The organism is Streptomyces sp. NPDC058683 (assembly GCF_042716195.1).
Taxonomy (GTDB): Bacteria; Actinomycetota; Actinomycetes; order Streptomycetales; family Streptomycetaceae; genus Streptomyces.
On record NZ_JBHXSK010000061.1, the window covers coordinates 20,174 to 44,761 of the forward strand.

The 24,588-nt window shown below is 66.5% G+C and carries 21 protein-coding genes and 6 pseudogenes; 16 read left to right on the forward strand and 11 right to left on the reverse strand.

Annotated elements, in window-relative coordinates; genetic code table 11:
• Nucleotides 1-118: 118 nt before the first annotated feature.
• The 3 genes from ACFWXC_RS44575 to ACFWXC_RS44585 form a co-directional block, all read right to left on the reverse strand.
• Entirely contained in the window at nucleotides 119-859 is a 741-nt protein-coding gene (locus ACFWXC_RS44575) for an SDR family NAD(P)-dependent oxidoreductase (protein ID WP_384488512.1), read from the reverse strand.
• Nucleotides 860-1,005: 146 nt separating this feature from the next.
• Nucleotides 1,006-2,703 (reverse strand): FAD-dependent oxidoreductase, encoded by a 1,698-nt coding sequence (locus ACFWXC_RS44580; RefSeq protein ID WP_384488514.1) that lies wholly within the window; start codon nucleotides 2,701-2,703, stop codon nucleotides 1,006-1,008.
• Nucleotides 2,704-3,018: 315 nt separating this feature from the next.
• Complete coding sequence (locus ACFWXC_RS44585; protein ID WP_384488516.1) at nucleotides 3,019-4,488, reverse strand: benzaldehyde dehydrogenase; 1,470 nt, start codon at nucleotides 4,486-4,488, stop codon at nucleotides 3,019-3,021.
• A gap of 357 nt (nucleotides 4,489-4,845) precedes the next feature.
• Here ACFWXC_RS44585 and ACFWXC_RS44590 point away from each other — a divergent pair, with 357 nt between their 5' ends.
• Nucleotides 4,846-5,181 (forward strand): cupin domain-containing protein, encoded by a 336-nt coding sequence (locus tag ACFWXC_RS44590; protein ID WP_384488518.1) that lies wholly within the window; start codon nucleotides 4,846-4,848, stop codon nucleotides 5,179-5,181.
• 3 nt (nucleotides 5,182-5,184) lie between these two features.
• Here ACFWXC_RS44590 and ACFWXC_RS44595 read toward each other — a convergent pair.
• A protein-coding gene (locus ACFWXC_RS44595) for an IS5 family transposase (protein ID WP_384488520.1) occupies nucleotides 5,185-5,993 on the reverse strand; the annotation gives its coding sequence in 2 pieces (ribosomal slippage) (nucleotides 5,185-5,673 and nucleotides 5,676-5,993; 807 coding nt in all).
• A 216-nt stretch (nucleotides 5,994-6,209) separates the two neighbouring features.
• Between ACFWXC_RS44595 and ACFWXC_RS44600 the strand changes: the two are divergent.
• Nucleotides 6,210-6,533: pseudogene (locus ACFWXC_RS44600) on the forward strand (transposase); the annotation flags it as partial.
• A gap of 796 nt (nucleotides 6,534-7,329) precedes the next feature.
• Here the strand turns inward: ACFWXC_RS44600 and ACFWXC_RS44605 are convergent.
• The gene (locus tag ACFWXC_RS44605; RefSeq protein ID WP_384488522.1) at nucleotides 7,330-8,235 is read right to left on the reverse strand and encodes a helix-turn-helix transcriptional regulator; all 906 of its coding nucleotides are present in this window, start codon (nucleotides 8,233-8,235) and stop codon (nucleotides 7,330-7,332) included.
• 241 nt (nucleotides 8,236-8,476) lie between these two features.
• On the opposite strand from ACFWXC_RS44605, the gene ACFWXC_RS44610 reads away from it, so the two are divergent.
• From ACFWXC_RS44610 to ACFWXC_RS44630, 5 genes are all read left to right on the forward strand, one after another.
• Entirely contained in the window at nucleotides 8,477-9,700 is a 1,224-nt protein-coding gene (locus tag ACFWXC_RS44610) for a Cmx/CmrA family chloramphenicol efflux MFS transporter (RefSeq protein WP_384488524.1), read from the forward strand.
• A 474-nt stretch (nucleotides 9,701-10,174) separates the two neighbouring features.
• The gene (locus ACFWXC_RS44615; RefSeq protein ID WP_384488526.1) at nucleotides 10,175-10,492 is read left to right on the forward strand and encodes a transposase; all 318 of its coding nucleotides are present in this window, start codon (nucleotides 10,175-10,177) and stop codon (nucleotides 10,490-10,492) included.
• A 133-nt stretch (nucleotides 10,493-10,625) separates the two neighbouring features.
• Entirely contained in the window at nucleotides 10,626-10,880 is a 255-nt protein-coding gene (locus ACFWXC_RS44620; protein WP_384488528.1) for a hypothetical protein, read from the forward strand.
• Nucleotides 10,877-11,194: a hypothetical protein gene (locus tag ACFWXC_RS44625; protein ID WP_384488530.1), complete on the forward strand. Its 318-nt coding sequence runs from the start codon at nucleotides 10,877-10,879 to the stop codon at nucleotides 11,192-11,194. Before ACFWXC_RS44620 ends, ACFWXC_RS44625 begins: the two co-directional genes overlap by 4 nt.
• Nucleotides 11,195-11,271: 77 nt before the next feature.
• The gene (locus ACFWXC_RS44630) at nucleotides 11,272-11,688 is read left to right on the forward strand and encodes a transposase (protein ID WP_384488532.1); all 417 of its coding nucleotides are present in this window, start codon (nucleotides 11,272-11,274) and stop codon (nucleotides 11,686-11,688) included.
• An 88-nt stretch (nucleotides 11,689-11,776) separates the two neighbouring features.
• On the opposite strand, the pseudogene ACFWXC_RS44635 reads toward ACFWXC_RS44630, so the two are convergent.
• Nucleotides 11,777-12,025: pseudogene (locus tag ACFWXC_RS44635) on the reverse strand (DDE-type integrase/transposase/recombinase); the annotation flags it as partial.
• Nucleotides 12,026-12,426: 401 nt separating this feature from the next.
• On the opposite strand from ACFWXC_RS44635, the gene ACFWXC_RS44640 reads away from it, so the two are divergent.
• The 3 genes and pseudogenes from ACFWXC_RS44640 to ACFWXC_RS44650 form a co-directional block, all read left to right on the forward strand.
• Nucleotides 12,427-13,884: an MFS transporter gene (locus tag ACFWXC_RS44640; RefSeq protein WP_384488534.1), complete on the forward strand. Its 1,458-nt coding sequence runs from the start codon at nucleotides 12,427-12,429 to the stop codon at nucleotides 13,882-13,884.
• Between the two features lie 841 nt (nucleotides 13,885-14,725).
• Entirely contained in the window at nucleotides 14,726-15,220 is a 495-nt protein-coding gene (locus ACFWXC_RS44645; RefSeq protein ID WP_384488536.1) for a MarR family winged helix-turn-helix transcriptional regulator, read from the forward strand.
• Nucleotides 15,221-15,507: 287 nt separating this feature from the next.
• A pseudogene (locus tag ACFWXC_RS44650) lies at nucleotides 15,508-16,764 on the forward strand (IS1380 family transposase); the annotation flags it as partial.
• Nucleotides 16,765-17,013: 249 nt separating this feature from the next.
• Here ACFWXC_RS44650 and ACFWXC_RS44655 read toward each other — a convergent pair.
• The gene (locus ACFWXC_RS44655) at nucleotides 17,014-17,301 is read right to left on the reverse strand and encodes a hypothetical protein (RefSeq protein WP_384488538.1); all 288 of its coding nucleotides are present in this window, start codon (nucleotides 17,299-17,301) and stop codon (nucleotides 17,014-17,016) included.
• A gap of 332 nt (nucleotides 17,302-17,633) precedes the next feature.
• On the opposite strand from ACFWXC_RS44655, the gene ACFWXC_RS44660 reads away from it, so the two are divergent.
• From ACFWXC_RS44660 to ACFWXC_RS44685, 6 genes and pseudogenes are all read left to right on the forward strand, one after another.
• Entirely contained in the window at nucleotides 17,634-18,437 is an 804-nt protein-coding gene (locus ACFWXC_RS44660) for an SDR family oxidoreductase (RefSeq protein ID WP_384488540.1), read from the forward strand.
• 194 nt (nucleotides 18,438-18,631) lie between these two features.
• The gene (locus ACFWXC_RS44665) at nucleotides 18,632-19,072 is read left to right on the forward strand and encodes a nuclear transport factor 2 family protein (protein ID WP_384488542.1); all 441 of its coding nucleotides are present in this window, start codon (nucleotides 18,632-18,634) and stop codon (nucleotides 19,070-19,072) included.
• A gap of 320 nt (nucleotides 19,073-19,392) precedes the next feature.
• Nucleotides 19,393-20,502 carry an LLM class flavin-dependent oxidoreductase gene (locus ACFWXC_RS44670; RefSeq protein WP_384488544.1) on the forward strand — a complete coding sequence of 370 codons (1,110 nt, stop codon included), beginning with the start codon at nucleotides 19,393-19,395 and terminating at the stop codon, nucleotides 20,500-20,502.
• The gene (locus ACFWXC_RS44675) at nucleotides 20,499-21,092 is read left to right on the forward strand and encodes an FMN reductase (protein WP_384488546.1); all 594 of its coding nucleotides are present in this window, start codon (nucleotides 20,499-20,501) and stop codon (nucleotides 21,090-21,092) included. The genes ACFWXC_RS44670 and ACFWXC_RS44675 overlap by 4 nt, the downstream gene beginning before the upstream one ends.
• Nucleotides 21,093-21,292: 200 nt before the next feature.
• A pseudogene (locus ACFWXC_RS44680) lies at nucleotides 21,293-21,511 on the forward strand (transposase); the annotation flags it as partial.
• Between the two features lie 103 nt (nucleotides 21,512-21,614).
• A pseudogene (locus ACFWXC_RS44685) lies at nucleotides 21,615-22,423 on the forward strand (IS5 family transposase).
• An 18-nt stretch (nucleotides 22,424-22,441) separates the two neighbouring features.
• On the opposite strand, the gene ACFWXC_RS44690 reads toward ACFWXC_RS44685, so the two are convergent.
• The 4 genes and pseudogenes from ACFWXC_RS44690 to ACFWXC_RS44705 form a co-directional block, all read right to left on the reverse strand.
• Nucleotides 22,442-22,657: a hypothetical protein gene (locus ACFWXC_RS44690; RefSeq protein WP_384488548.1), complete on the reverse strand. Its 216-nt coding sequence runs from the start codon at nucleotides 22,655-22,657 to the stop codon at nucleotides 22,442-22,444.
• Nucleotides 22,658-22,848: 191 nt separating this feature from the next.
• Nucleotides 22,849-22,989 (reverse strand): annotated as a pseudogene (locus ACFWXC_RS44695) (isoprenyl transferase); the annotation flags it as partial.
• A gap of 75 nt (nucleotides 22,990-23,064) precedes the next feature.
• On the reverse strand, nucleotides 23,065-23,607 hold the full coding sequence (locus ACFWXC_RS44700) for a PadR family transcriptional regulator (protein WP_384488550.1): 543 nt from the start codon (nucleotides 23,605-23,607) through the stop codon (nucleotides 23,065-23,067).
• A 256-nt stretch (nucleotides 23,608-23,863) separates the two neighbouring features.
• Entirely contained in the window at nucleotides 23,864-24,136 is a 273-nt protein-coding gene (locus ACFWXC_RS44705; protein ID WP_384488552.1) for a hypothetical protein, read from the reverse strand.
• Nucleotides 24,137-24,588: the final 452 nt, after the last annotated feature.

Here is a 24,588-nt window from a genome sequence, read left to right on the forward strand (position 1 = left end):
TGACCTTGTTGCCGGGCAGAGCCGCGTCGGGACGCGGGGCGCGAGCGGGGCCGACTTCGTGATCGGTGGCCGCTCGAACGGGCTGACGGCTTCAAGATGAAGAGGGGTGGAGGGGAGGTCACAGACGGACGAGTCCGCCGTCGGCCATGATCGTCTGACCGGTGACCCAGGCACTGCTCTCGCTTGCCAGGAAGATCACCGTGCCCACGATGTCTTCTGCGGTGCCGGCGCGCTTGATGGCTTGGGACTGAGCGAGTTTCTCGATCACGTCCTGCTCAATGTTGGTCAGGCCCCCAGGCGTCTTGGACGCGGTCGGGCCGACGGCGTTGACCGTGATGCCGTACTCGGCAACGTCGTTCGCCAGCCCTCGGGTGAAGCCGATGACACCGGCCTTGCTCGCCATGTAGTGCGCAAGTCCTGGGACCACCAGTCCCAGCGAGTTGGACGTGATATTGACGATCCTGCCCCAGCGTCCCTGTTTCATCAAGGGAAGTACGGCCTTGACCATCAGAAACTGGGAGTCCAAGTTGATCGCGTGGACGCGGCGCCACAGCTCGAAATCCACATCGTCGATGGGCCTGTTCGGATAGATGCCCGCATTGTTGACGAGGATGTCGCAGCGGCCGAACTGGTCACGCAGCAACTGGGCGAGGGCGTCGGTGGACGCGGGATCCGAGACATCGGCGACCAGGCTTGCGCCACGGACGCCGAACCTCTCCACCGCGGCTGTCGTCTCCTTCGCCTCTGCCAGATCCACCGCGACGACATCGACGCCGGATTGGGCGAGACCGAGGCTGATTGCGCGACCGAATCCCTGTGCGGCGCCGGTGACGACGGCGACTTTGCGTGTTCCAGACATGTGAGCCCTTCTCTTGGCCGAATGGATCCGCTTCCTTGAAAAGATGGATGGGGGCGAGTGCCGGTCCACGGGATGCCCGCGACACCGTCGGCGCCGTCGACGGCGCCGTACCACCATCGCCGCGCCCCAGGCGGGCCGAGCGCGGCTCAGCCCGCTGTCGGCAAACTGTCCACGGCTCGCGCCGGTCCCGTGCCGCGCGCAGGCTCCGCGGCAGCGTGCAGGCCTGCGAGGTAGGCCATGGTGATGATCGGGCCGAGGGTGGCTCCGCCTGCCCAGTAACTGCCGCCGGAGTACGCTCCCGCGCAGTTGCCCACCGCATACAGGCCGGGGATCGGTTCGCCGGAGCGCGTCAGGACCTGGCCGTCCACGTTGGTACGGGGCCCTCCCTTGGTGTCGAGCGTGGCCGGCGCGAGCAGCGTCGCGTAGTAGGGACCTGAGCCGGAGATGGGCCACATGGTCTCGTTCTTGTTGTTGCCCGGACGTCCGCCCATGTTGAAGTAGAGCTCGATCGGGGCTTCACCGCGGTGGAAATCCTCGTCGACGCCCGTCTCGGCCCATACGTTGTAGCGTTCGATGGTCTCGGTCAGGTTGTCCACGAAGGACTCGTCGAGATTCCAGCCGCCGGTAGTGGCGGAAAAACTGTCCAGCCTTTCCCGGACAGCGTTTGCCAGGTCCTGAAGGGTCTCGCCCGAGACGATGTGGGACTGGTCGCCACCGTCGGGGATCATCGGATTCCCGTACTTGTCACCCGAGTGGTACTTCTTCGATTCCGCATCCCAGATCATGACGAGAATGAGGTTCGGATACTCGGCCTTCTGCGATTCCCAGGCCCAGAAGGTCGGCACGACGTCCTGGTACGGAGCCTTCTCGTTGACCACGCGACGGCCGTACTTGTTGACCCACACCATGCTGTCCCCGGGAATGCTGAAGGAACAGACCTGATCGGGCCGGTTGGCTATGGCCCGGTCCAGCACCATGGGTGCCAGCCAAGCACCATTCATGTTCACGAGGTCCGCTCCCAGCGCCTGAGCAACAGGGAGAAGATCACCTGTATTGGTGCTAGCCGCGCAGCCGCTGAAGATGGGGCCCGGGAGCGATGCGGTGCGGAGGTCGCGGTTGTGGGTGAAACCGCCCGAGGCGAAGATGACCGCCTTGCGCGCTCCGATCGCTACCTCGCCGTCGTCTGTACGGGCGATCACTCCGACGACCGAGTCGGTCTCGTCCACCACTGCCTTGACGACCGCGTGCCCCAGACGCAGTTCCACACCTTCCGATTCCGCGGCCCGGGCGAAAACCCTGATCATGTCGGTGCCGTCACCGACCTCACCGGGCGCCCCACCGAACAGGTGCGGGTAGATGATGCGGCCGTAGGGCGCCTTGTTCTCCTCCATCTGAGCGTAGTAATCGGGCTGCACGAACCACGGCACCGGCTCGAGTGCGCCCCACTCGGAAAGTGTCTCGACCGCGATGCCTGCGTGGTCGTAGAACGCGGTGGTCATCGTGTATTCCCACTCGGTCAGGCCCAGGTGGGGGTTTTCAGGGTCGTAGTGCTGCGGCCGGGTCAGGCGCGCCATGTGCTTCAGCGCGTCTTCCCTCGGATCCGTGTATCCCTTCTCCCGCATCAAGTGGTTGTTGGGCACCCAGTACGCGGCCGCTGCCTTTTTCGTCGTGCCGCCAATGTCCTCGCCCTTCTCGAGTTGGATGACCGAGGCGCCGTGCTTCGCAGCGGTCACCGCGGCAGCGAAGCCACCGGCGCCTGTTCCGACGACGACGACATCGGCTGTGGCCTGGAACTGGATGGAGGATGCCCGAACGATTTCGGGGCCGAAAAGCTGGTAGGTCATGGGATTCTCACGTTCGCGTGTAGGAGGATTCTCCCGCGGGTGCCGGTAAGCATCCGGGGACGGCTGTCCTTGCGACTGTGTGGCTGTGGCCCTGTCAGCTGGTTCGTTCGGCCTTGTGTGGCGGCGGCTTCGGACAGACGAGGCAGGTGGCCTCGGTCAGCCGTTCCGTGCGGGCAACTACCGGATCTGGCCCCGGTTTCGCGCCCAGCCGGCGTGCAGGCTACGGGGCGTTGATCCTGGCGCACCGCTGTGGCGGTACATGCCTCAGGAAGGCGCAGGGGGCGACCCCGTTGTACCGGAGTGCCCGATGGCACATCAGAAGGGGTAGGAGGCGATGTCGTCGCGGACGGTGACCCATTGCCATTCGCTGAACTGGTCGGCGTTGGTCAGGGTGCTGTGGTTGTAACCGTTGCCGGACACTCCGACGCCGCCGATGGGCCCGTAGACCTCGTGCAGGACCGGCTGGTCATTGATGTGGACGATGCCAGTGTGGAGCCGATCGGCGATGCGCTGGGCGCGGGCCAGGTCAGGTCCGACGACCGCGGCGGCGAGACCGTAACTCGTCCGGTTGGCCAGCGCGATCGCATCCTCGTCCGTGCCGAAGGTGGTGATCGGAGCGATGGGGCCGAAGATCTCCTCATCGAAGGCCGGCATACCGGGTGTCACGCCGGTCAGTACGGTGGGGTTGTAATACAGTCCGTCCCGCTGGCCGCCCACCTGGATCGTCGCGCCTTGCTGTACGGTCTCGGCCACGACGCGGTCCACGTTCTGCGCCTGCCGCGCGTTCACGATCGGCCCGAGATGGACCTCGTTCCGGTACGGATCGCCCACGACGAGCTGGGACGCGTGCTGGACCAGGGCTTCGGTGTACTCCTCGACGATGCTCTCGTGCACCAGGTGACGACCGGTGGTGAGGCATATCTGCCCCTGGTGAAAGAAGGAGCCCCAGGCACCCGCGCTGGCGGCGGCGTCGATGTCCACGCCGGGTAGCACGATGTAGGGGTTGTTGCCGCCCAGTTCGAGGGATACGCGCTTGAGCATGCCGCCGGCCGCGGCCCCGATGAGACGGCCGGCGCGGGTCGAACCGGTGAAGCTCACCATGTCCACGCCCGGCTCATTGACAACGGCCTCGCCGGTGGGAATGCCTCCCGGCAGGACATGAAAGAGACCAGCGGGAAGTCCGGCCTCTTCCAGGAGTCGGGCGAACATCACGCCACCGCAGATCGGCGTCTGCGGGTCCGGCTTGAGAAGCACGGCGTTACCGGCCGCCAGCGCCGGGGCGATTGCACGAGTGCCCAGCAGGAACGGTGAGTTCCAGGGGGTGATGATGCCCACCACACCGATCGGGACGCGCCGCGCGTAGCTCCGGCGGCCGGGCTCCGCACTCGCGGCCATGACGCCGACGGGCGCACTGCCCAGATGGGCGGCCTCCAGAGCCTCGCGGGCTGTCATGTGAACTTCCCATTGGCCCTTGGGACCTATGGAGCCCGTCTCGCGGACGATCTGCTCGGCGATCTCGTCCGCGTGCTCCAGCACGAGACGAGAGAAGTTGCGAATTATGTCACCGCGCGCCGGGCCTGGCAGGTCCGCCCATGCCGCTTGCGCCTGACGTGCGGCGGCTGCCGCGGACGCGACGTCGAAGGCTGAGGCAACGCCGACCTCGCCGAGACTTTCGCCCGTCGCTTTCTCGGTTACGGTCACCGTCCCCTGCCCCGGCTGCTGCCAGCCGTGGCTGAAGATCTTTCCGCTCCACATCTCTTCAGGCGCGAGCCTTGCCTCGGCCATCTCGCTGTCCTCCCTGTCCTTCTTGGGAGAGTCGCAGCCGCTATGTCGACCAAGACCTCCGCGTCTCGTTTGACCTGGATCATGCGCCGGTCGTTGTACCCACGTCAAGCACGTGTGTCGATCTTTTGACATCGGAGTGAAATTATTTGCCGCCGTGATTCCCGGCCCAGCAATCCCGCAACGTTGGTCCGACCCTGCCGGCAGGGTCACCGAGCAGCCCCAGTTCAGGGGCCACGGCCTCGACGGACAGTGCCCGTGCTGGGGCTTCGCCGGCCTGTGATGTGTACTGCGGGTAGGGCCTTTGGGGTAGAGGTTCAAGGGTGTTGCACTCCCCGGGCCCAGCAATAGAGTCCCGTCATGGAGATCATCAAGGGTGCAGGCGTCTGGACGCACCCCGGCGAAGCGGGCAATGACTGGGTCGAACAGCTACGGACATCGGATCTGTCGGTGGGGACGTACTGCATCCCGGTCGGCGGGCGAGATGCCCAGAGCCCGCACACCGAGGATGAGATCTATGTCGTCACAGCCGGACGCGCCAAGATCGAAACACCAGGCCGGACGGACGAGGTGAGTCCAGGGACGGTGATCTTCGTGCCGGCCGGTGAAGAGCACCGATTCACAGAGGTGGCCGAAGACCTGGTGCTACTCGTGGTGTTCGGACCTGCGTACGGCTCGCGCTCGCCCAAGTCCTGACGATCAGGAGGTGGCTCCCTTCGGACGCCGCCAGCCGATCAGGATGCAGGCCAACGACAAGGAGGCATCGTGGAGTTCGATGCGTCGTTCCCAACGCACGGCGAGGCGTTTGAACTGGTGGAGCAGGGCGAAGGTCTGCTCGACGACGTAGCGGAGCTCGCCCAGGCCCTGGATGTGCTGAGCGCCCTTGCGAGAGATCACCGGCATGATCCGGCGGCGCCGCAGCTCACTCCGCACGGCCTTCGAGTCGTACGCCTTGTCACCCAGGACGGACTCGGGCCGACGCCTTGGCCGGCCGGGCCGCCCGGCGACGGGCTGGATGCCGTCCACCAGGTGGAGGGACCGGGTGACGTCGTTGACGTTGGCGGCGGTCGTGATGACGTGCAGCGGGGTTCCCCTGCCGTCGCGGATCAGATGGTTTTTGCTGCCCGTTTTCCGCCGGTCGACCGGCGACGGACCGGTCGCGGCACCCCCCTTTTGGCGCGGACGTGGGAGCCGTCCACGCTCGCGCGACTCCAGTCGAGTTCGCCGACCGCATGCATCTCGGCGAGCAGCAGGCAGTGCAGTTGCCCGAAGACCCCGGCCTTCTGCCGGCGATCCAGGCGCCGCCAGCACGTCTGTCCAGAGCCGAACCCCAGCTCCAGAGGCAGGGGTTGCCAGGAGATGTCCTGGTGCAGGACCTGGAGGATGCACTGCAGCCACAGCCGGTCGTCCACCGGCTTCCGCCCCGGTGACCGATAGGGCCAGGGCGGAAGCAGCGGTTCGATCCATGCCCACAAGTCGTCGTCCACAACCCACGGCCGAGTCGTCACACGACACGAACGGCCGGATCATCGCATCGGTCCCGCCCGACCGGGACACCTCAACAAGATCGCGTTACGAGCTCTTAGCTTGACGTTTATCGTCCATGGTCGAACACAGCCTCGAACTTGATGTCGTTTTCGGCTGAGTGCCTGACGTGAGAGCGGCCTTCGTCTGATCCTGTGCTCCGTCGCAGACGGCACTTGACCAGTACGAAGGCCGTAGCAATGAGTCTGCTGCAGCGGGATGTCCCGCCAGATGCATTTGCCGAACTGTCACGCTTCCGGTCGGAGTTCTATGCCTGCCTGACCCAGCGGTCCGATGCCTTGTTCGAGCTGAGTGACGCCTTGCTGTGTGCGGACGGCCCGGTGAAGACCTTGGTCGAGCTGTGCCCGGCGCCTGAGCATCGACGTGGACATGGGGCGTTGTACGGCGGATTGAACCACGGGCATCTTGATGTGTCTCGGTTGCGCAGGGCGCTGGCAGGATTGCCACTTCCCCGGACGGCGGGGAGGCGGCCGTACGTGACGGTCAGCTCTGCTACCTGCTCGGCGAAGGTCCGGCGGGCGCAGCGTGCGGTGTCGCAGAACAAGCGCCGGGCACACAGGTCGATGACCACCGGGCGCCTGCCGAGGCCGGCATCGGCCTCGCGCCGCCGGCAGCGGCTGTGCACCCGCCGAGCCGGAGTACCGCAGTCGGGGCAGGGCACAACCGTGCCATCCCGGGTCCGGGCAACAACCAGTACCTTTCCGTCCTCCACCCGCACCTGCTCCACCAGCATCGCGGCCAGGTACGGAAAGAGCTGCTGCAACATCGCTTCACACGATCGCAGCGTCCTGCTGCCCCGACTGGCGCGTCGTCGGCGCAGCGCAGCACAGGCCAAGCACATCGGCGGCGCATGACGCTCCGTTACCGCTTCACGAAAATCTTGGCTGAACCCGTCGAGAACCCGGCCTCGTCCTCGAACACGAGCCAGGCGTCGAGCGCCGTCGTGGTCATTCCACGTGCGACCAGGTCTCCCTCACCCAGCCGGACACCGCCGCCTTGTTGCGCTCGACGGTCCGGAGGGCCGGAACCTGGCAGGTCCAGCCGTGGCGCGTGTGCAGAGCCGCGACACCCTGAACGACTGCTGCCCGAACTCGTCTTTTAGCCAACTGCTGCCCGAACTCGATGACGAACGTTGCCTGCTCCCACGTACAAAACCACAGGTGCGACGATTGGGTGGTCACCCTGCCCTGTGGAGATGACTGCGGCCTTGGAGGCGCAGTAGACGCCCACGTCCAGGATCCCGGCGAGCCCGCCGATGGAGGACACGTTGACCACCGACCACCGCCCGAGCGCCGCCGGTCACTCCTGGTGTGTCGTGCCTGGATAGGAGGCCCCGGAAGGAGTGTGGCCGGACGTGGTCTGGGGCGCGCTCCAGCTGGCGAGGAGGGCGAGGGCCTGTGCGGAGGCGGTACCGGGCTCGGCGGTGTACACGCGCACGGTCTGGTCAGGGTCGGCCGGGAAGGTCAGCGTCTCGTGGTGCAGGGTGAGCTCGCCGACCACCGGGTGGTGGAAGCGCTGCGTACTGTGGGCGCACTGTGCCACTCGGTGGTTGGCCCACCAGGAACTGAACTCCGGCACCTTGACGCATGCCTCGCCGATCAGTTCATTCAGCAGGGCGTCATCGGGGTGTCGGCCGGCTTCCAAGCGCATGTTGGCCACGACGACCTCCGCGACCTCGCACCAGTTCGTATACAGCTCGCGGGCTGCGGGATCCAGGAGAAAATAGCGGGCGAAGTTGCGCTGCCGGTGCGGCAGGGCGTCGAAGTCGGTGATCAGGGCGCGGGCCAGCTGGTTGGCAGCCAGGACGTCCTGGCGGTGGTTGGCGACGAAGGCCGGTGCGACACCGTTGAGGATGTCCAGCATCTGGTGGACCTCGGGCCGTGCCCGCTGCACACGCGGCGGCCTTCGGCGCCGCGTGAGGGCGCTGCGGGGGCGAGCCAGGTTGAAGAGGTGGCCGCGTTCGTCGTCGTCCAGGCGCAGGGCACGGGCGACTGCGTCCAGGACGGCGTCGGACACATTCGGGTGTCTGCCCTGTTCGAGGCGGGTGTAGTAGTCCGTGCTCACGCCGGCGAGGTGTGCGACCTCCTCGCGGCGCAGGCCCGGGACTCGGCGGACGCCGCCGCCCGAGGTCACGCCTGCCTCAGTCGGGGTCAGGTGGGCCCGGCGGGAGCGCAGGAAGGCTCCCAGTTCAGGGTTGTGCTCCATTTCCCCAGTATTCGCCTGAGACGGGCCGGTCGCCTGGCCCAGGGTGGCCCAGCTGGACCCAGGTTCAGCCGTGCCCGTTTTGCGGGCTGTCTGGTCTTCCTGCGACGCGAAGCTGGGGACAGGCCGGGGGAAGGGCCAGACAGCGGCGTCTGGTGTTTCCGTACCTGTCCGCCCGAGTCCCCGCCTCACCGGCGCCGCTGCCCGGTCCGCCGGGCAATACCCAACGGAGCTGCACGTCACCATGCCTTTCGTCATTTACGTCATCGCCTTCGGCGCCTTCGCCCAAGGCACGTCTGAGTTCATGCTCTCTGGGCTGCTGCCCTCCCTCGCCGACGATCTGAACGTCTCGCTGTCCCAGGCGGGCCTGCTGGTCTCCGCCTTCGCCGTCGGTATCGTCCTGGGGGCGCCCCTGCTGACCCTGGCCACGCTCAGGCTGCCCCACCGTGCCGCGCTGATCGGCTTCCAGGTGATCTTCATCGCCGGGCACGTGGCCGCCGCGCTCATCCCGCACTTCGGCTTCCTGCTGATCACCCGTGTGGTGACCGCCATGGCCTACGCCGGTTTCTGGGCACTCGCCTCGGTTGTGGCGGTCTCCTCGGTGGACGCCGGCCGACGCGGGCGGGCGATGTCGGTGGTCGTGTCCGGGCTGAGCGTTGCCATGATCCTCGGCGTACCGGCCGGCACGCTGCTGGCCCAGCACACGGGATGGCAGGCCGCGTTCTGGGCCGTGGCCGTGATGACCGCGCTCTCCACCGTCACTCTGCTGATCGCCCTGCCCGGCGGGCACGACACCGCGGCACCCCGGCCCCGGCTGAACACCGAACTGCGGTCGCTGGCCGTGCCGCGACTGTGGGTCGCTTACGCCACCACCGGGTTGACCGTCGCCGCCGTCTTCGCGATCTTCGCCTACCTTGGGGCCCTCCTCGAAGAGGTCACCGGCATCACCACCGGTCAGGTCCCGATCGTGCTGTGCGTGTACGGGGTAGGTGCGCTGATCGGGCTGACCGTGGGCGGGCGCCTGGCCGACCGGGCGCCGTTCGGGCTACTGCTGACCGGCATGGGCACGGTGACCGCGGTAGCCGTCGCCATGGCGCTGGCGGCGGGCAGCCTGTGGGCGATGATCCCGCTCACCCTGCTGCTGGGCGCGGGCGGCTTCCTCACCAATCCCGCCGTCAATGCCCGCGTGTTCACGATCCTGGGGGAGACCAGGACTCTGGGCGGCGCCATGAACATCGCCGCCTTCAACGTCGGCGTCGCCATCGCCCCCTGGGCCGCCGGCCTGGTCATCGACGCCGGATTCGGTCTGGCGGCCACCGGCTGGGTCGGCGCGGCCTTCGGCCTGGCAGCGCTCGCAACCACACTCCTTGACCGGCATCTCACCCACCGCCACCAGTCCGATAGGCACTCCCCCGCCCCGTCCGCCGCCTCCGCCACCACGCCCGAGGCAACCACCGCCTCCCGGTGAACCGACCGCGACCGCCGAAAACCCCGACCGCCCTCGCCCGCCACATCTCATCACCGAACGGGCCTTCCCCAAGGCCGGGCAGTTGACGTAACTACCCGGCCTTGGGCCTTCCCCCGCGAAAATGGGCACCTGTTCGTGTCGTTGTGCGGCAAGTGTGATGGTGGATGATGCGTGTTCGTGGTTGATAGGGGACATTTATGCGGCCGCCGAGTGTCGCCGTGTGGTGTTGTATCTGGTACCCCAGCGGAAGGCCGCCTGTCGAGAGGCGCAGGGTCCCGGCGCCAGCGGTCCCGACGGCGGGACGTCAGCCCCGGCGACGGCAGTCGGCGCCGTCGTAGCGGCGGGCACCTTGCAGCGTCTCCCGTTTCAGGACTCTGTTGGCCGATTCGGCGAATCGCGATTCTAGATCTTGGGTCGTAGGCGAGTCTGGTGAGGCTCAGCTCCAACTCGCGCGGAGGCCAGGAGGACTTGGCGATGTCGCTGCGTCCGATTCCTGTTCCGCCGGTTCCCGAGGCCACAATGCGAGTGGCCCGTGCTGTGTTCCGCAAGGGCTGTCTGGCCATGCAGGTACGTGACGAGCTCGGTTCGCTGATTTGCGACGAGCAGTTCGCCTCCGCGTTCCCGCGGAGGGGTGGTCCGGCGCTCTCGCCGGGGCAGTTGGCGATGGTCTCGGTGCTCCAGTTCGCCGAGGGGCTCACCGACAGACAAGCCGCGGACGCGGTACGCGCACGGATCGACTTCAAATACTGTCTAGCTGGACGATCCGGGCTTCGACTTCTCGGTGCTCAGTGAGTTCCGTGACCGGCTCATTACCCATGGCCTGGAGGAACGGGTACTGGACACCGTGTTGGAGCGGCTTTCCGGGCTGGGGCTGCTGCGGACTGGCGGGCGACAGCGCACCAACGCTACCCACGTCCTGGCGGCTGTGCGCGCTGTGAACCGGACGGAGTTCGTCGGGGAGACGATACGGACCGCCCTGGAGGCGGTGGCTGCCGCCGTTCCGGACTGGCTCGCGGAGATCGCGCGTCAGCATCCGACCTGGGCGAAGCGTGACGCGGCCCGCTGCGACTCCTACCGGATACCCAAGGGTGACAGTGCCCGCGAGGAGTGGACACGGACGGTCGGTGAGGACGGGTTCGCGCTGCTGGAGGCAGTGCACGCTCCGACCACACCCGGGTGATTGAGGGAGACTCCGGCGGTGCAGGTCCTGCGGATGGTGTGGTGAATCCCCATGATGTGCAGGCCCGCTACAGCGTCAAACGCGGCGCCGGCTGGGTCGGCGATAAGGTCCATGTCTCCGAGATCTGCGAGCCCGACACTCCGCATGTGATCACCAACGTCGCCACGACCGACGCGACATTGCAGGATACTGAGATGACCGACCAGGTCCACCAAGCCCTGCACGGACGTGAGTTGCTCCCTGCCGAGCACCTGGTGGACTACGGCACACCGCGGCATCTTTGCTGGTCCAGGCCCGGGACGAATGCCACGTGAATCTCCTTGGCCCCTTCCACACGGACACCTCCTTGCAGAAGCGCCGGACACTCGAAGTGGCCCAGGAGGCATTCAGCATGGACTGGGACTCTCACCGGGTGACCTGCCCGCAAGGACATACCAGCGCGGTGTGGTCCGCGTGGCGGCGCAACATCCGTGGTGTCCCCATCGCTCAGGTCTTCTTCCGGCGTGAGGACTGCGATGTGTGCCCCCTGCGCGAGGTATGCACCCGCACGACCAACCCTCGTTACGGCCGCGGCCTCCAGATCCTGGCGCGGCCTTTCCAAGAGGCTCAGGACGCACGCCGGCGGGATGAGCAGACCGATGAGTTCGAGGCCCGGTATGCCATCCGGACCAGGGTGGAAGGCACCATCTCCCAGGCCGTACGCAGATCCAGGCTCCGCACCACCCCCTACATCGGACTGGCCAGGACACACTTGGGACACGTCCTCACCGCGACTGCACTCAACCTCGTTCACTTCGACACCTGGTGAACCGGCACACCACTCGGCGCCACTCACACCAGCCACTTCACCAAAGTCAGCCTCACGCTTGCAGCCTGACGGAAACGGCCAACAGAGTCTTTCAGGGCGGCGTTGAACGACTCGGCGGCAGCGTCTCCCGGGCTCGTGCCGACTGCCCCCTTGGCTGGGTCACACCCAACTCGTAACACAGGGCGGTGAATTCACCGCTGGGGTACTGCGCGCCGTGGTCGGTGCGGAAGACGGCGCCGGTGAGGCTGCCGCGGGTTGCCGCGGCGGCCTTCAGTGCGCCTGTGACCAACTCGGTGCGCATATGCTCGGCGATCGACCACCCAGCCACGCGGCGCGAGAAGCCGCCCACGCCCTGGCGCCCTGGTCTGCCTGCGTCAGCGACCCTCAGCACCCGGGACTCTGGGCCCGAGGTGACGTCGGCCCCAGACACTCACCCTGACGGCGTCAGAAGCATTCGCTATCCGCTCATCGCAGCGGGCCGCGCCCACCGGAAGCCTTGTGGCCACGCTGCCAGACAGGGCTGCCGGTCCGGCAAAGGCCGTCGGCGAACCCATGAGACAGCCTGCTTTCCCTGGTCGGCGTCGGAGGACGGGCACCCCGACCCGGCTATCCTCGCAACCTTCGTCACCATAACCCCCTGCGTTAAATTCGTAAACTGACCTGCTGTAGGGTCCTTATATGACCCAAGCACCATCAAACGATTTCTCCTCCCCCTCGCGACCCGGCTGGATCACCCTCGTGGTGGTCAGCGTCTCGGTCTTCATCCTTCCGGTCGCGCTGTCCGGTGCCGGCGTTGCGCTTCCGGACATAGCCAGCGATCTCCACCCCAGCTCCCAGGCTTTGCAGTGGGTCATCAGCGGCTACAACCTCACGTTCGCCTCGCTGATGCTGACCCTCGGCACCCTCGCCGACCGCGTCGGCCGCCGCCGGATCTTCGCGATCGGCGTGACGCTGTTCGGTGCCTCAGCTCTCGTCTGCACCCTGGCGAACTCGATCGTGCTGCTGGACATCGCTCGGGCTGTGGGCGGCATCGGTGCCGGCGCCACGTTGACCGCAGGATCCACCGTGATAGCCGCGCGCTTCGACGGTCCCGCACGCGTTCGCGCCTTCGGGCTGTTCGGCACCGCCATCGGTGCCGGTCTGGCCTTCGGCCCGCTCATCTCCGGCGTGATGCTCTCCGCCATGGGCTGGCGCGGCGTCTTCGCCCTGCCCGCGGTCATCGGCCTCATCGCGGCAGCCTTCATCCCGATGCTCAATGAGTCGCGCAACCCCGATGCACGTCCGCTGGACAAGCTCGGCACCGTCACCTTCACCATGTCGCTCTTCCTGCTCATCTTCGCCCTGGTGGAGGCACCTGCCTTCGGCTTGTTCTCCGGCCTCGTCCTTGGCTCGCTGGCCGCGTCGGTCCTGCTGTTCGTCGCCTTCTACTTCGCCGAAAAGCACCAGAAGGCCCCCATGTTCGACCTCGCCCTGCTGCGCTATCCGCGTTTCATGGCGATCAACATGACTGCGAGCATGCTGCCCTTCACCCTGCTGCCGCTGCTGATCCTGCTGCCCACCTACTTCAGCGCCGTCGACGGCTACAGCGCCCTCCACATCGGCCTCATCCTGATCCTCTTCACCGCCCCCACCCTCGTCGTCCCGCTGCTGGCCGGCCCGCTGGCGCGGGTCCTGTCCCTGCGCGCCCAGCTGTCGCTTTCGATGCTGCTGGTGGGCGTCGGCATGGCGTGGCTCACGGTTCTTGGCCCTGGCGTCAGCATTGCCGTCCTGGCCGGCCCCTTCCTCGTCTCCGGTGTCGGCTACGGCATGACTCTCGCCGTCATCGACGGCGCCGCCGTCTCCAGCGTCGAACTCGGTCGTGCAGGCATGGCCTCCGGCATGTTCAACTCCTTGCGGCTGAGCGCCGACACCGCAGCCGCCGCTATCGGAGGCTCCCTTCTCGTCAGCGTCACCTCCGCCTCTCTGAACGGCAAGGTCGCCGACCCGGAAGCGGTCACCGAAGATCTCAACGCCGGCGTGCACACCTCGTCTCTCGCCGCCGCCAACTCCTTCACCAGCGCCATGCACGTGGTCATCTGGATTGGCGCCGCCACGGCTTTGATCACCGTCCCGGTTCTGCTGCGCGCGCTGCCTCACAAGGACACTGAGGTGCCCACCGAAACTGAGGCGGAAGAAGCGTTGGCCGAGGTCGCGTGAGCCTGGAGAGCTCGCATTGACAACTGGCATGCGGCGCCCCCGACGTTGGACGTTGGCGGCGCCGCCCAGGCAACAAGCGTGCATCCGTCCATCCGCGCATCCGGAGCAGACTTCCGGCCGCACGGCCGGGCTGCTCCGGTGAGGAGGCCGCCGTCGAACGGCGCCCGTGTCGCAACAGCCCATACGTCCTTACCGTCGGAGCCATCCCCCGCACATGACCCCTGATGGTCATCAACCGGTCGTTTGGCTCGGCCGATGGACGCCGACGGCCGTGATGGCCTTCTCACTCATCTACGTCACCGTCCGCTGTCCCCACGACGGGCTGGCCGAAGCAGTCCTGGGAGCCGCCGTGTCGTGGCCACGACACGGCACCCCGACTACTGAGACCGGGTGTCGAACACTGCACCCAACACCGTCGGCCTTCCAACGTCGCACTGAACAACGACCGGACGCGTCGGCAAGCCGCGGTGACAAGGCGCAGGACGCCGCACTCATCTCTCCCGCACGATCTTCGACCCCCGCGACGGCGCCGGCCAGACCAGCCACTCAGCAGCAAGCCCGCCGCTCGCGCACCAAGCGACGTCCACCTCAAGCATCGCGGCCAAGATCTCACCCTCGCCGTGCCTGGGACGGCCGGCGCCCACAGGATCGGCATCCCGGGCCGGGGCGCACACCAGGTACAGCCGCAACGTGACGAGGACGACAGTGGGACGTGCGCAGCACACACGTAAACGGATGGGCTCTGCAGGCGTTCACCAACCTGATTCCAATCAGGATCCTACATTCGTGAAGTGTTACGCTGTATGGTCGGGAGAATGTAGAGAGGCAGGCCAAAATAGCGATGGCAGACACGACCAGCGTGCAGGAGACGGCTGACATACAGACCCCGCCCGTTTCCCCGGCAAGCTTGCTCACCTTCCATCTCAAGCGTGCTGAGCACGCCATCGTGGCCCGTAAGGCCCACGGGGTGCGTGACTTGGACCTGACTGAGTCGCAGTGCAAGGTTCTGGGCTACCTTGCACACGGTGCCGCCAAGTCGTGCACGCAGCTTGCCCGGGAGGGCCTCGTCACCTCGCAGACCATGACCGGTATCGTCAAGAATTTGGAGGCCAAGGGGCTGATCGAACGGCACATCTCGCCAGATCATGGGCGCGTCGTGCTGGTCTCCCTTACGCCGGCTGGTGTGGAGCGGGCCGCCGCCGCGAGCAGCTTCCACGAACGCATCGAGTACGGCCTCCGTGAGGCGATGTCCGAGGAGGACTACTGGCAGCTCGTGGAGCTCCTCGACCGCGTTGCCGAGATAGCGCCAAAGGTCACCGCAAGCGCGGTCGAGTAAGAATGGTCCGCCTGCCACGGCCATCGCTCTCGCCAGACCCGATCGCCCCGAGAGTGGCTCGCGCCGCAATGCTTCGGGCCGCATGACCACACCCTTGCCGTCCACCTGGAGCACGAGCGGCATGTCCCGGCTGTACGGGATGGGGGCAGCAGACGTTGGCCATCACGTGACATTTGACCACCAGCCCATGACCCGACTGCTCGGCCACGAATTCAGACACACCGAAGAACCAGGGCAGCGTCGTTCACGTGATGTGTCCTGGTTGATCACATGATGCCGAGGGTGATCGGCGGACCGGACATGATCCAGGCCGGATCGCCACCGACCTGACGGTGATGCTCGCCGACGGCCGCGAGGCCATCGCGGACCTGGCCGTACTGGCGGGACCAGACAGCGCTCTTCGGCCATGCCGCCTCGACACCAACGGCCTGGCGGCTGCTCGCCGACACCGACGACAGGACACTGGCTTCTTTGCGCTCGGCCCGTGCCGAGGCCCGGGAAACCGCCTGGCTGCAGGCCGCCGAACACGGTGAGGGCATACCCGCAGTCCGGGCCGCGGGACATATGCTGCCCGGTCCGGTCCTGGCCTCGACGCCACACTAATCAGCTGCCACTACGAGAAAGCGCAGGCGGCACCCACGTATAAGGGCGGCTTCGGCTTCCACCCGCTGCTGTGCTTCCTCGCCAACACCGGCGAGGCGCTGTCCGGCCGGCTACGGTCCGGAAACGCCGGCGCCAACACCGCGAGCGACTACATCACGGTGCTCGACCAGGCGCTCGCGCAGATCCCCGACGCCCACCGGCACGGCACCGACATCCTCATCCGTACTGACAGTGCCGGATCCGCGAAAGTCGTCCTAGCCCACATCCGAGACCTGCGGAAACAAGAAATCCGTACCTTCTTCTCGGTCGGATACGCCATCACCGAGCCGCTCCGCCCCGCTGTCCGGGCCATGCCCGACCACCTCTGGCATCCCGCCCTGGACCAGGACAGGACACTGCGTGATGGCGCCGAGGTGGCCGAGCTGACCGGACTGGTCGATCTGGACGGCTATCCGGCCGGCACCCGCATCATCGTGCGCCGCGAACGCCCGCATCCCGGAGCCCAGCTGTCCCTGTTCGATCAGGACGAGGGCCTGCGGCATCAAGTGTTCCTCATCGACACCCCGCGCTCCGGTGGCGGCTCCGCGCAGTTCCTGGAGGTCCGCCACCGCGGGCATGCATGCGTTGAGGACCACATCCGGTGCGGCAAGACCTCCGGATTCGGCCGCTTCCCCTCCCGCGACTTCGGCGTCAACGCCGTCTGGCTCGAACTCAGTCTCACAGCGATCGATCTGCAGGCAAGGATGCGCGTCCTGCTGCTGGACGGCGAACTCGCCGCTGCCGAGCCGAAGAAGCTCAGCTACCGGGTGCTGCACGTCGCCGCCCGCCTCACCTGCGGCAACCGCCGCCCGCCCTTGCGGATATCGGCGACCTGACGCTGGAGACACGAACTAGCCGCAGCCTTCCATCGCCGCGCCGCACTGCCGCGTCCCGCCGGCTGACCGTCAAACCCTGCCCGCCACGACCCAAAGCACCCTAGAGAACCCGACCACTGCGCCGGGACTCCACCATGGCCGAACGCCGAAATCACCTTGGCCACTCGACAGTTGACCATCAGCCACGCCTCATCGCCTCAACCGAAACGGCGAGGTTAGCGCCTCAGGGCTCCGGGGAGAGTTCCGCTCGGTCACGGTTGCCGCGAGCGAATTCAGAGGTTCCCCGGTCTGCGCGAGCCGCCGGGTTTTCGCGTGTCAGGCGGGCAGGACGGCCTCGGGGTAGCGTTCCAGGGCGGCTTGGGCGAGTTCGAGCGGAACGGAAAGCGTGTCGACCATCAGATATCTGCCCACCGGGCACCGAGCGACCGGTTGTTCGGCTGGCTCGGCAGGATGCTCGCCCAGGTGATGCTCTTCACCGCGCTGGGCCGGGTTCTGTACCAGCCCGGTGCGGTCCGGTACCTGGCGCTCGGCAACGCGCTGATGACCTGCGTCGTCGACACCATGGCGGTGGTGTCGACGTCGGGCGAGGCGCAGGGCCGGCACGCTCTCGCTGGACCGGCTTCCATCCGGGTGTGGCCCTCGGCAGTCGCATGCGCACCCCCGACCGGCCGAGCCACCCGCCCCGCGGCACTTCGCTACCGGGCGAAGCAGTGGCGGGGGAATTCGGCGTGCGGGTGCCGTCGGCCCTGCGCCGCGGCGCCGGCGCGTAGACGTCGTCCACCCCGGTGGTGGCGAGCGACTGAAGTTCCCCCGCTGCGGAGTCTCCGGTTCGGTGAACACGGCGGAGCCAGGGACCCCATGTGCCCACCGCCCGATGGCACGCCTCTGAAAGGCAACCTTTGACGTTCGACGTCAATGTCGATACTTTTACACACATGACGAACAAGAAAGCCGACAGCACCCCTCGCGACCACTCGGACACCCCGAGGATCTACGTCGTCACCGGTTCCTCTTCCGGCATCGGTCTGGCGACCAAGCAGCTCCTGGAGTCCCGGGGCCACCAGGTCATCGGAGCAGACCTCCACAACGCCGACGTGATCGCCGATCTCTCGACCCAGCAGGGTCGCGCCGCCCTCGTCGACGGAGTGACGCAGCTCAGCGGAGGGCAGATCGACGCCGTCCTGGCGGTGGCCGGCGTCGACATCGCCGGGCCCGCCACCACGGCCGTCAACTACTACGGTGCGATCGCCACCATGGAGGGCCTGCGCCCCCTGCTCCTCAACTCGCCCGCGCCGCGCGTGGTCGCCGTGTCCTCGATCACGTCGGTCCACCCCATCGACCAAGAACTGCTCGACACCCTGCTGGACGGGAGCGAGGAAGACGCCCTGACCCGCTCCGCAGTCGCTCCCCAGGTCTATGCGACGACCAAGCGCGCACTGTCCCGGTGGATTCGCAGGCAGGCCCCGGGGCCCGACTGGGCAGCCGCCGGCATCCCCCTCAACGCCGTCGCACCCGGCCTCGTCCGCACCGAACTGCTCAAGCGGCTCTTCGAAGACCCCACGACTCAGGCACGCATCGAAGCGGGCAGCCCCATGCCGCTCGGCGGCCCGTACGAGCCGGAGGTGGCGGCCGAACTGCTGGCGTGGCTGGCGAGTGAGGCCAACGGGCACATGACCGGCCAGACCATCTTCCTCGACGGCGGCGCGGACACGGTTCTGCGCGGGGACTCCGCCTGGTAGACAGCCAGCAATCAACTTAGGTGCTGAACTTTCGACACTGTAGTTGACACCGCGGTCACCCCCTCCCCTGTCATCCCAGTACGGCTTGACACACAGCCGTCCCGCCTGTGGTGCACCGCTTCCCCACGAATCGTGCGACTGAGTGCCGTGCAGCATCCGCCTAGATTTCACTGAGTCAGGAGCGAGGCAAGGAAATGACGATCACCACAGGGACGATGACTCCCGAGCAACGGATCTCGGTGGCCAAGGAATTCCTCCTTCGTATAGACACTGGAAGGGACGTCCTGGAACTGTTCGACGAAGACGCTCTCTACTATTTTCCCAAGCGCGGTCTGATGCGCGGAAAGAAAGAGATCGCAACCTTCTTCGAGCAGCTCGGTTCCATGCTCGGCCAGATCAGCCACGATTCGATCTACCTCAACGTCGTCACCAAGGACGACCTGGTGGTGATCGAGGGAACCAGCAACGGTGTCACCGCCGACGGGACCGAATGGTGGGCATACCGGACCCACGCCGGCGCATGGTGCGATGTCTTCGAGATCCGCGACTTCAAGATCCACCGACTCAGCACCTATCTCGACCCCGACTACGCGGGCGCGGACACCCAGCGCTACCCATGGCTCCAAGGGCAGTAACAGGCCCTGCCCCGACGCTGCACCACGCACCCGGGCGGCATGTTCGCAGAATTACCTGCGAACAAGCCGCCCTTTTGCGTGTTCCGAAAATAGGTCGGCCTCTCTCCGTAAAATATCTCATCGAGATGCCTCGGACGGTCACGGCAGGAACCCCCCAACCTAGGACTCGCAGTGCCTGCTCCAGCATAAAATCCGCGATCCCCCAAAGGCATACTTACTCATCAAGAGGCAGGACTGGCCACGTATATAAGAATCCATGCCATTCCTCCCGCCGGCCTGGCACAAACCAGCGTATTCCCTCTTAAAGATTCGAGAAATCAATGCAATTCGGAATCTTCAGCGTCGGCGACGTGACCGAGGACCCGACCACCGGCCGGACGCCGAGCGAGCACGAGCGCATCAAGGCGATGGTCGCCATCGCACAGAAGGCGGAGGAGGCCGGACTGGACGTCTTCGCGACCGGTGAGCACCACAACCCGCCGTTCGTGCCCTCGTCCCCGACGACGATGCTCGGCTACATCGCCGCCCGCACCGAAAAGCTCGTACTGTCCACGTCCACCACGCTGATCACCACCAACGACCCGGTGAAGATCGCGGAGGACTTCGCGATGCTCCAGCACCTGACCGACGGGCGTATGGACCTGATGATGGGCCGCGGCAACACCGGCCCGGTCTACCCCTGGTTCGGCCAGGACATCCGCCAGGGCATCCCGCTCGCCATTGAGAACTACGCCCTGCTTCACCGGCTGTGGCGCGAGGACGTCGTCGACTGGGAGGGCAAGTTCCGTACGCCACTGCAGTCCTTCACCGCGACCCCGCGCCCGCTGGACGGCGTCCCGCCGTTCGTCTGGCACGGCTCCATCCGCTCCCCGGAGATCGCCGAGCAGGCCGCCTACTACGGGGACGGCTTCTTCCACAACAACATCTTCTGGCCCATCGAGCACACCAAGAAGATGGTGAATCTCTACCGGCAGCGGTACGCCCACTACGGGCACGGCACCCCCGAACAGGCCATCGTCGGCCTCGGCGGCCAGGTGTTCATGCGGCGCAACTCACAGGACGCGGTGCGGGAGTTCCGCCCGTACTTCGACAACGCGCCGGTCTACGGGCACGGCCCTTCCCTGGAGGACTTCACCCAGCAGACCCCGCTGACCGTCGGCTCCCCGCAGCAGGTGATCGAGAGGACACTGACCTTCCGCAAGTACGCCGGCGACTACCAACGCCAGCTGTTCGTCATGGACCACGCGGGCCTGCCGCTGAAGACGGTCCTTGAGCAGATCGACCTGCTGGGCGAAGAGGTCGTGCCCGTCCTGCGGGAGGAATTCGCCAAGGGGCGCCCGGCCGACGTGCCTGAGGCCCCGACCCACACGGCCCGGGTGGCCGGCGGCGCCTTCTCCACCAACCGTTCCCGGAAGGACCGAACCGCATGAAGTACGTCGTCGTCTCCGCAGGACTCAGTGTCCCCTCGTCCACCCGGCTGCTGGCCGACCGGCTGGCCGCCGCGACCGTGAAGGACACCTCGGCCGAGGTCGAGGTGATCGAACTGCGCGACCTGGCCGAGGACATCGCCCACAACTTCACCCATGGTTTCCCCGCCCCCGCCCTGGCCGCGGCGCTTGCCACGGTGACGGCTGCCGACGGACTGATCGTCGTCACCCCGGTCTTCTCCGCCTCCTACAGCGGCCTGTTCAAGTCGTTCTTCGACGTACTGGACAAGGACGCGCTCACCGGGAAGCCGGTGCTGATCGCCGCGACCGGGGGCAGCGCCCGCCACTCGCTGGTACTGGAACATGCGCTGCGTCCACTCTTCGCCTACCTGCGGGCCGTCGTCGTCCCCACCGCGGTCTACGCCGCCTCCGAGGACTGGGGCGCCAAAGGGCTCGCCCAGCGGATCGAACGAGCGGCTGAGGAGCTCTCTTCGCTGACGGCAGAAGAGCCCACGCAGCCGCCCGCGCCGGAGACCTTCTCTGACGTCCTCCCGTTCGAGAAGCAACTCGCCGCTCTTCGAGATGCGGAGTAGCGGCGGTGAAGAACGCAACCACGGTCCGACCACCACGGGAAGGTGGTGCATCGGGTGGTCGCGGGCAAGGTGACTTCAGCAGGTGACGCACAGCGCGGCGAGCCGTCCCCGAGCCCAAGGCAGGCGCGGCTGGAGCATGTCTCTTTGACAGGTTGGTCGGTTGATCAGATACGTCTGTCCAGTTAGCGATCAGTGATGCGATGCGGGACCGGATCGGGCCGTTAATGCCGGCCGATCCGGTCCGTGGACGACGGTGGGCTGACGACCGCCGGACCCTTGAGGCCATCGCGTGGAAGTACAGCACCTGCTCGCCCTGGCGGGACCTGCCCGAGGAGCTCGGGTCCTGTCAGACCGCTACGTCTGCTGTGGCAGGTGGGGTGCGTGACGGTCTTCGAGAGTCCGTTTCGGCCCCTTTACTCCAGCTTGAACCCAACACGCACCCGATCACACCCGTTACGGCGGGACGGCGAGCATCGGTACTACGGAAACACGCCTCGCCGAGAGCGTCCGTATCCAAGTGACCTGTCCGATGCCCACTGGGAACTGCTGGAGCCGACTCTGACCGCATGGCGGGCCGAACGGAGCGGGAAGGGCCCGGACATCGGCCGGCCCCCCGAGCACGACCTGCGCCGGATCATGGACGCCATCCTCTACGTCGACCGGACCGGGGTCCCCTGGCGGTACCTGCCGCACGACTTCGCCCCATGGGAAACGGTCTACGGGTACTTCGACGGCTGGCAGAAGGACGAGGTTTTTGACCAGCTCAACGGTCTCCTGCGGCGCCTGGTCCGTGAGGCGAAGGCCGCGACGCCGAGCCGAGCGCCTGCATCCTGGACGCCCAGAGCATCAAGACCTCCGCGAACGTCCCGGCCACCGGCCAGGGCATCGACGCGGGCAAGAAGATCGCGGGCCGCAAACGCCACATCGGCGTCGACACACTCGGCCTTCTCCTAGCCGTGCTGGTCACCGCCGCCAGCGTCTCCGACAACGCCGGCGGCATCCATGTGCTCTCGAGCATCGCCGCCGCCCACCCCCGCATCACCAAAGCATGGGCCGACAGCGGATACCGCACCAAGGCCATCGACCACGGTGCCACCCTCGGCATCAGCGTCGAAGTTTCCCGCCGCGACCCTTCCCAGAAAGGCTCCATGGTGATTCCGCCGCGCTGGATCGTCGAGCGGACATTCGGCTGGCTCATGCGCCACCGTCGCCTCGCCCGCGACTACGAGACCCGCCCCCACGGCTCCGAAGCCATGATCAAGGTGGCGATGGTCGACCTCATAAGCCGTCGACTCACCCGCGAATCGACCCCGAACCGGCGCGACGCATGACCACCGGGCACGGCGTCATCACGAGTTCGCCGGCCCCTGCCGCAACACCTTGAATCGCTGATCCACCAGATCAACACACTCATGCAGACCCGGCGTCGGCAGACCGACACGCTCACGCATTACAGCAATGGCCTGCACGTTCCGCCCGGCCGAGACGAGGCTGTCCACCTCCGCCTGCACCTCGATCGAGAGCCGGTCCCACAGAGCATTCCCCGTACCCGCATTGAACCCCACGGCCCGCACTCGAGAGCGACCGTGCCCCATCGAACCGCCGCCTTGCCAAACAGCCCAAGACGTTCTTTCAGCGAAATGCTCTCCGCCTGGAGCATGCCGCAGGTCGTCACTCACGTCAGTGGAGTGAAATGGCCATCTGACGTCATCCGGGGGCGACGCAGAAGTGCCCGGGATCCGTCTGCGTCACTCGCTCACTCGCCAGGTCGGTCCCCGAAGTACTCTTCAGTCACCTTCACCTCGTTGGGCAGGGAGCCGTCAAACCGTCGGTCTCGTTTCGCGTACTCGAGGCAGGCGCGCCATAGTTCGCGCCGGTCGAAGTCCGGCCACAGCACACGCACCAAAGGGTAACCTTCGTTTTCCGTCCAAGAGTCGGACGTGCCCCGAGCGAAATAGCGAGCCCGCCCAGCTCACTCACCATGGACTCCGTAGCGTCGCGAGAGACGCTCGATGGCCCACACAGTCCAGCTGTGCGTGGCCTCGTACTGGCGCAGGCCATACTCCGCGGCAAGTTCACCCAAAGCATCGCGACCCGTAGGCGGAGAGTCTTCGTGTTTCTGGCGAATTCCGCGCAATTCAGTAATTTTTTGCATGGAATCATCGACCATTCGATTCAGCACGATCAACGCGTCGGCTGGCTCCAGGGCGTCGAGAAGAAACATCCGCAAGACCGCTTCATTTCGCACTTTCCCCTGGCCTGCTGGTTCCATTAGCCAGCTGCGCAGTTCTTCGCGACCCTCCGGGGTCAACGCGTATGTCCGGCTGTTGCGGGCCCCTTCGTGGGTGACTTCAACAAGCCCGTCTTCCGCCATCCGGTTCAACTCCGGATAGATACCGGTATGGCCCGCTCGCCAGGCGTAACGCCCCAGGTCCTGCTCGAACTCCTTGGTGAGTTCGTACCCGCTGGCGGGTTCGGCGGCCAACAGTCCTAGCAAGGCCATCCTCAGGGACATGTTCACACCTTACATGTGGGATTCGTGGGGTAGCCAGTATCCAAAGTGGCATTCAGGAGATTTCAAGCGGGGTGGGATCCTCCTGGTCCGTCCCTCCGCTCACGGAGGCCGCACGCGTAATCACGACCCCACTGATCCATTCACGTGGGTATCGCGAGTGACTTGCGGAGTGGCGTAAGGCATGAGCTCCGACTGCCGCCGAGCGGGGCTCCGGTGAGCCACGCATCAACCCGGACGACGTTGAGGGCGGCTGCGGTCAGGCCGTGCGGTCCGGGTCCGACGGAAGCGGGCCGACGAGGTCGATGTCCTGCTCGGCGGCGTCGTTGATGATGCCGTCCACGCTGGTGTGGACCGCGTCGACGAGTTCCTGGCCCGAGAGGAGGTCGACCTCGGCGAGGTCAGCGTGGTCGGCGGGTATCGTCTCGACGTCGGCGAGAGTGGCCGCGGTGGTAGCGGCACGGACGATGATGTGCGGCCGGTTCGTTTCACAGGTCTCGACGAAGCGGGCCTTGTGGCCACGCCGGCCCATGGCGCGCTTGATCGCTGGTGGGCGTCAACGTCGCACGGGCTGCCGATCGCCAGGGATCCGGGCGGTAGGTCTCCTTGCTTTCCGCCAGGAAGTTCCCTGGTTGTCGCGGTAACACCGCTGAACCCATGCCGCCGAAGCACCCACCCGGCGGAGATCTTCCGCAGCCGGCCCCATGTTGCGGGGGCATGGACTGGCCGACCCCACGTGTGTGACGTCGGTGCGCTGTCGGCCGCCTTTGCCCAACAGCCGTGGTCACACAGAGTCCCGGTCTTGCGTCGAGCTTCTGGTCCATGGTGAGTGATCAGGGCTGTCACCTGGGCGAATGACGCATTGGCACCATCATGCCCCTGGCGCCTCACGGAGCCCGCTCGGCCCGTCCCTGCGCCGTGCGGGTTCGCGCCGGGGCCAGCCTCACCTGCCGCATTTGACATGTCATCAGCACCCTATCTAGC

Coding starts and splice junctions, on each gene's coding strand:
- ACFWXC_RS44575 (WP_384488512.1), bottom strand. CDS start 859: ATGTCTGGAACACGCAAAGTCGCCGTCGTCACCGGCGCCGCACAGGGA.
- ACFWXC_RS44580 (WP_384488514.1), bottom strand. CDS start 2,703: ATGACCTACCAGCTTTTCGGCCCCGAAATCGTTCGGGCATCCTCCATC.
- ACFWXC_RS44585 (WP_384488516.1), bottom strand. CDS start 4,488: ATGGCCGAGGCAAGGCTCGCGCCTGAAGAGATGTGGAGCGGAAAGATC.
- ACFWXC_RS44590 (WP_384488518.1), top strand. CDS start 4,846: ATGGAGATCATCAAGGGTGCAGGCGTCTGGACGCACCCCGGCGAAGCG.
- ACFWXC_RS44605 (WP_384488522.1), bottom strand. CDS start 8,235: ATGGAGCACAACCCTGAACTGGGAGCCTTCCTGCGCTCCCGCCGGGCC.
- ACFWXC_RS44610 (WP_384488524.1), top strand. CDS start 8,477: ATGCCTTTCGTCATTTACGTCATCGCCTTCGGCGCCTTCGCCCAAGGC.
- ACFWXC_RS44615 (WP_384488526.1), top strand. CDS start 10,175: ATGTCGCTGCGTCCGATTCCTGTTCCGCCGGTTCCCGAGGCCACAATG.
- ACFWXC_RS44630 (WP_384488532.1), top strand. CDS start 11,272: ATGGACTGGGACTCTCACCGGGTGACCTGCCCGCAAGGACATACCAGC.
- ACFWXC_RS44645 (WP_384488536.1), top strand. CDS start 14,726: ATGGCAGACACGACCAGCGTGCAGGAGACGGCTGACATACAGACCCCG.
- ACFWXC_RS44660 (WP_384488540.1), top strand. CDS start 17,634: ATGACGAACAAGAAAGCCGACAGCACCCCTCGCGACCACTCGGACACC.
- ACFWXC_RS44665 (WP_384488542.1), top strand. CDS start 18,632: ATGACGATCACCACAGGGACGATGACTCCCGAGCAACGGATCTCGGTG.
- ACFWXC_RS44670 (WP_384488544.1), top strand. CDS start 19,393: ATGCAATTCGGAATCTTCAGCGTCGGCGACGTGACCGAGGACCCGACC.
- ACFWXC_RS44675 (WP_384488546.1), top strand. CDS start 20,499: ATGAAGTACGTCGTCGTCTCCGCAGGACTCAGTGTCCCCTCGTCCACC.
- ACFWXC_RS44700 (WP_384488550.1), bottom strand. CDS start 23,607: ATGTCCCTGAGGATGGCCTTGCTAGGACTGTTGGCCGCCGAACCCGCC.
- ACFWXC_RS44705 (WP_384488552.1), bottom strand. CDS start 24,136: ATGGGCCGGCGTGGCCACAAGGCCCGCTTCGTCGAGACCTGTGAAACG.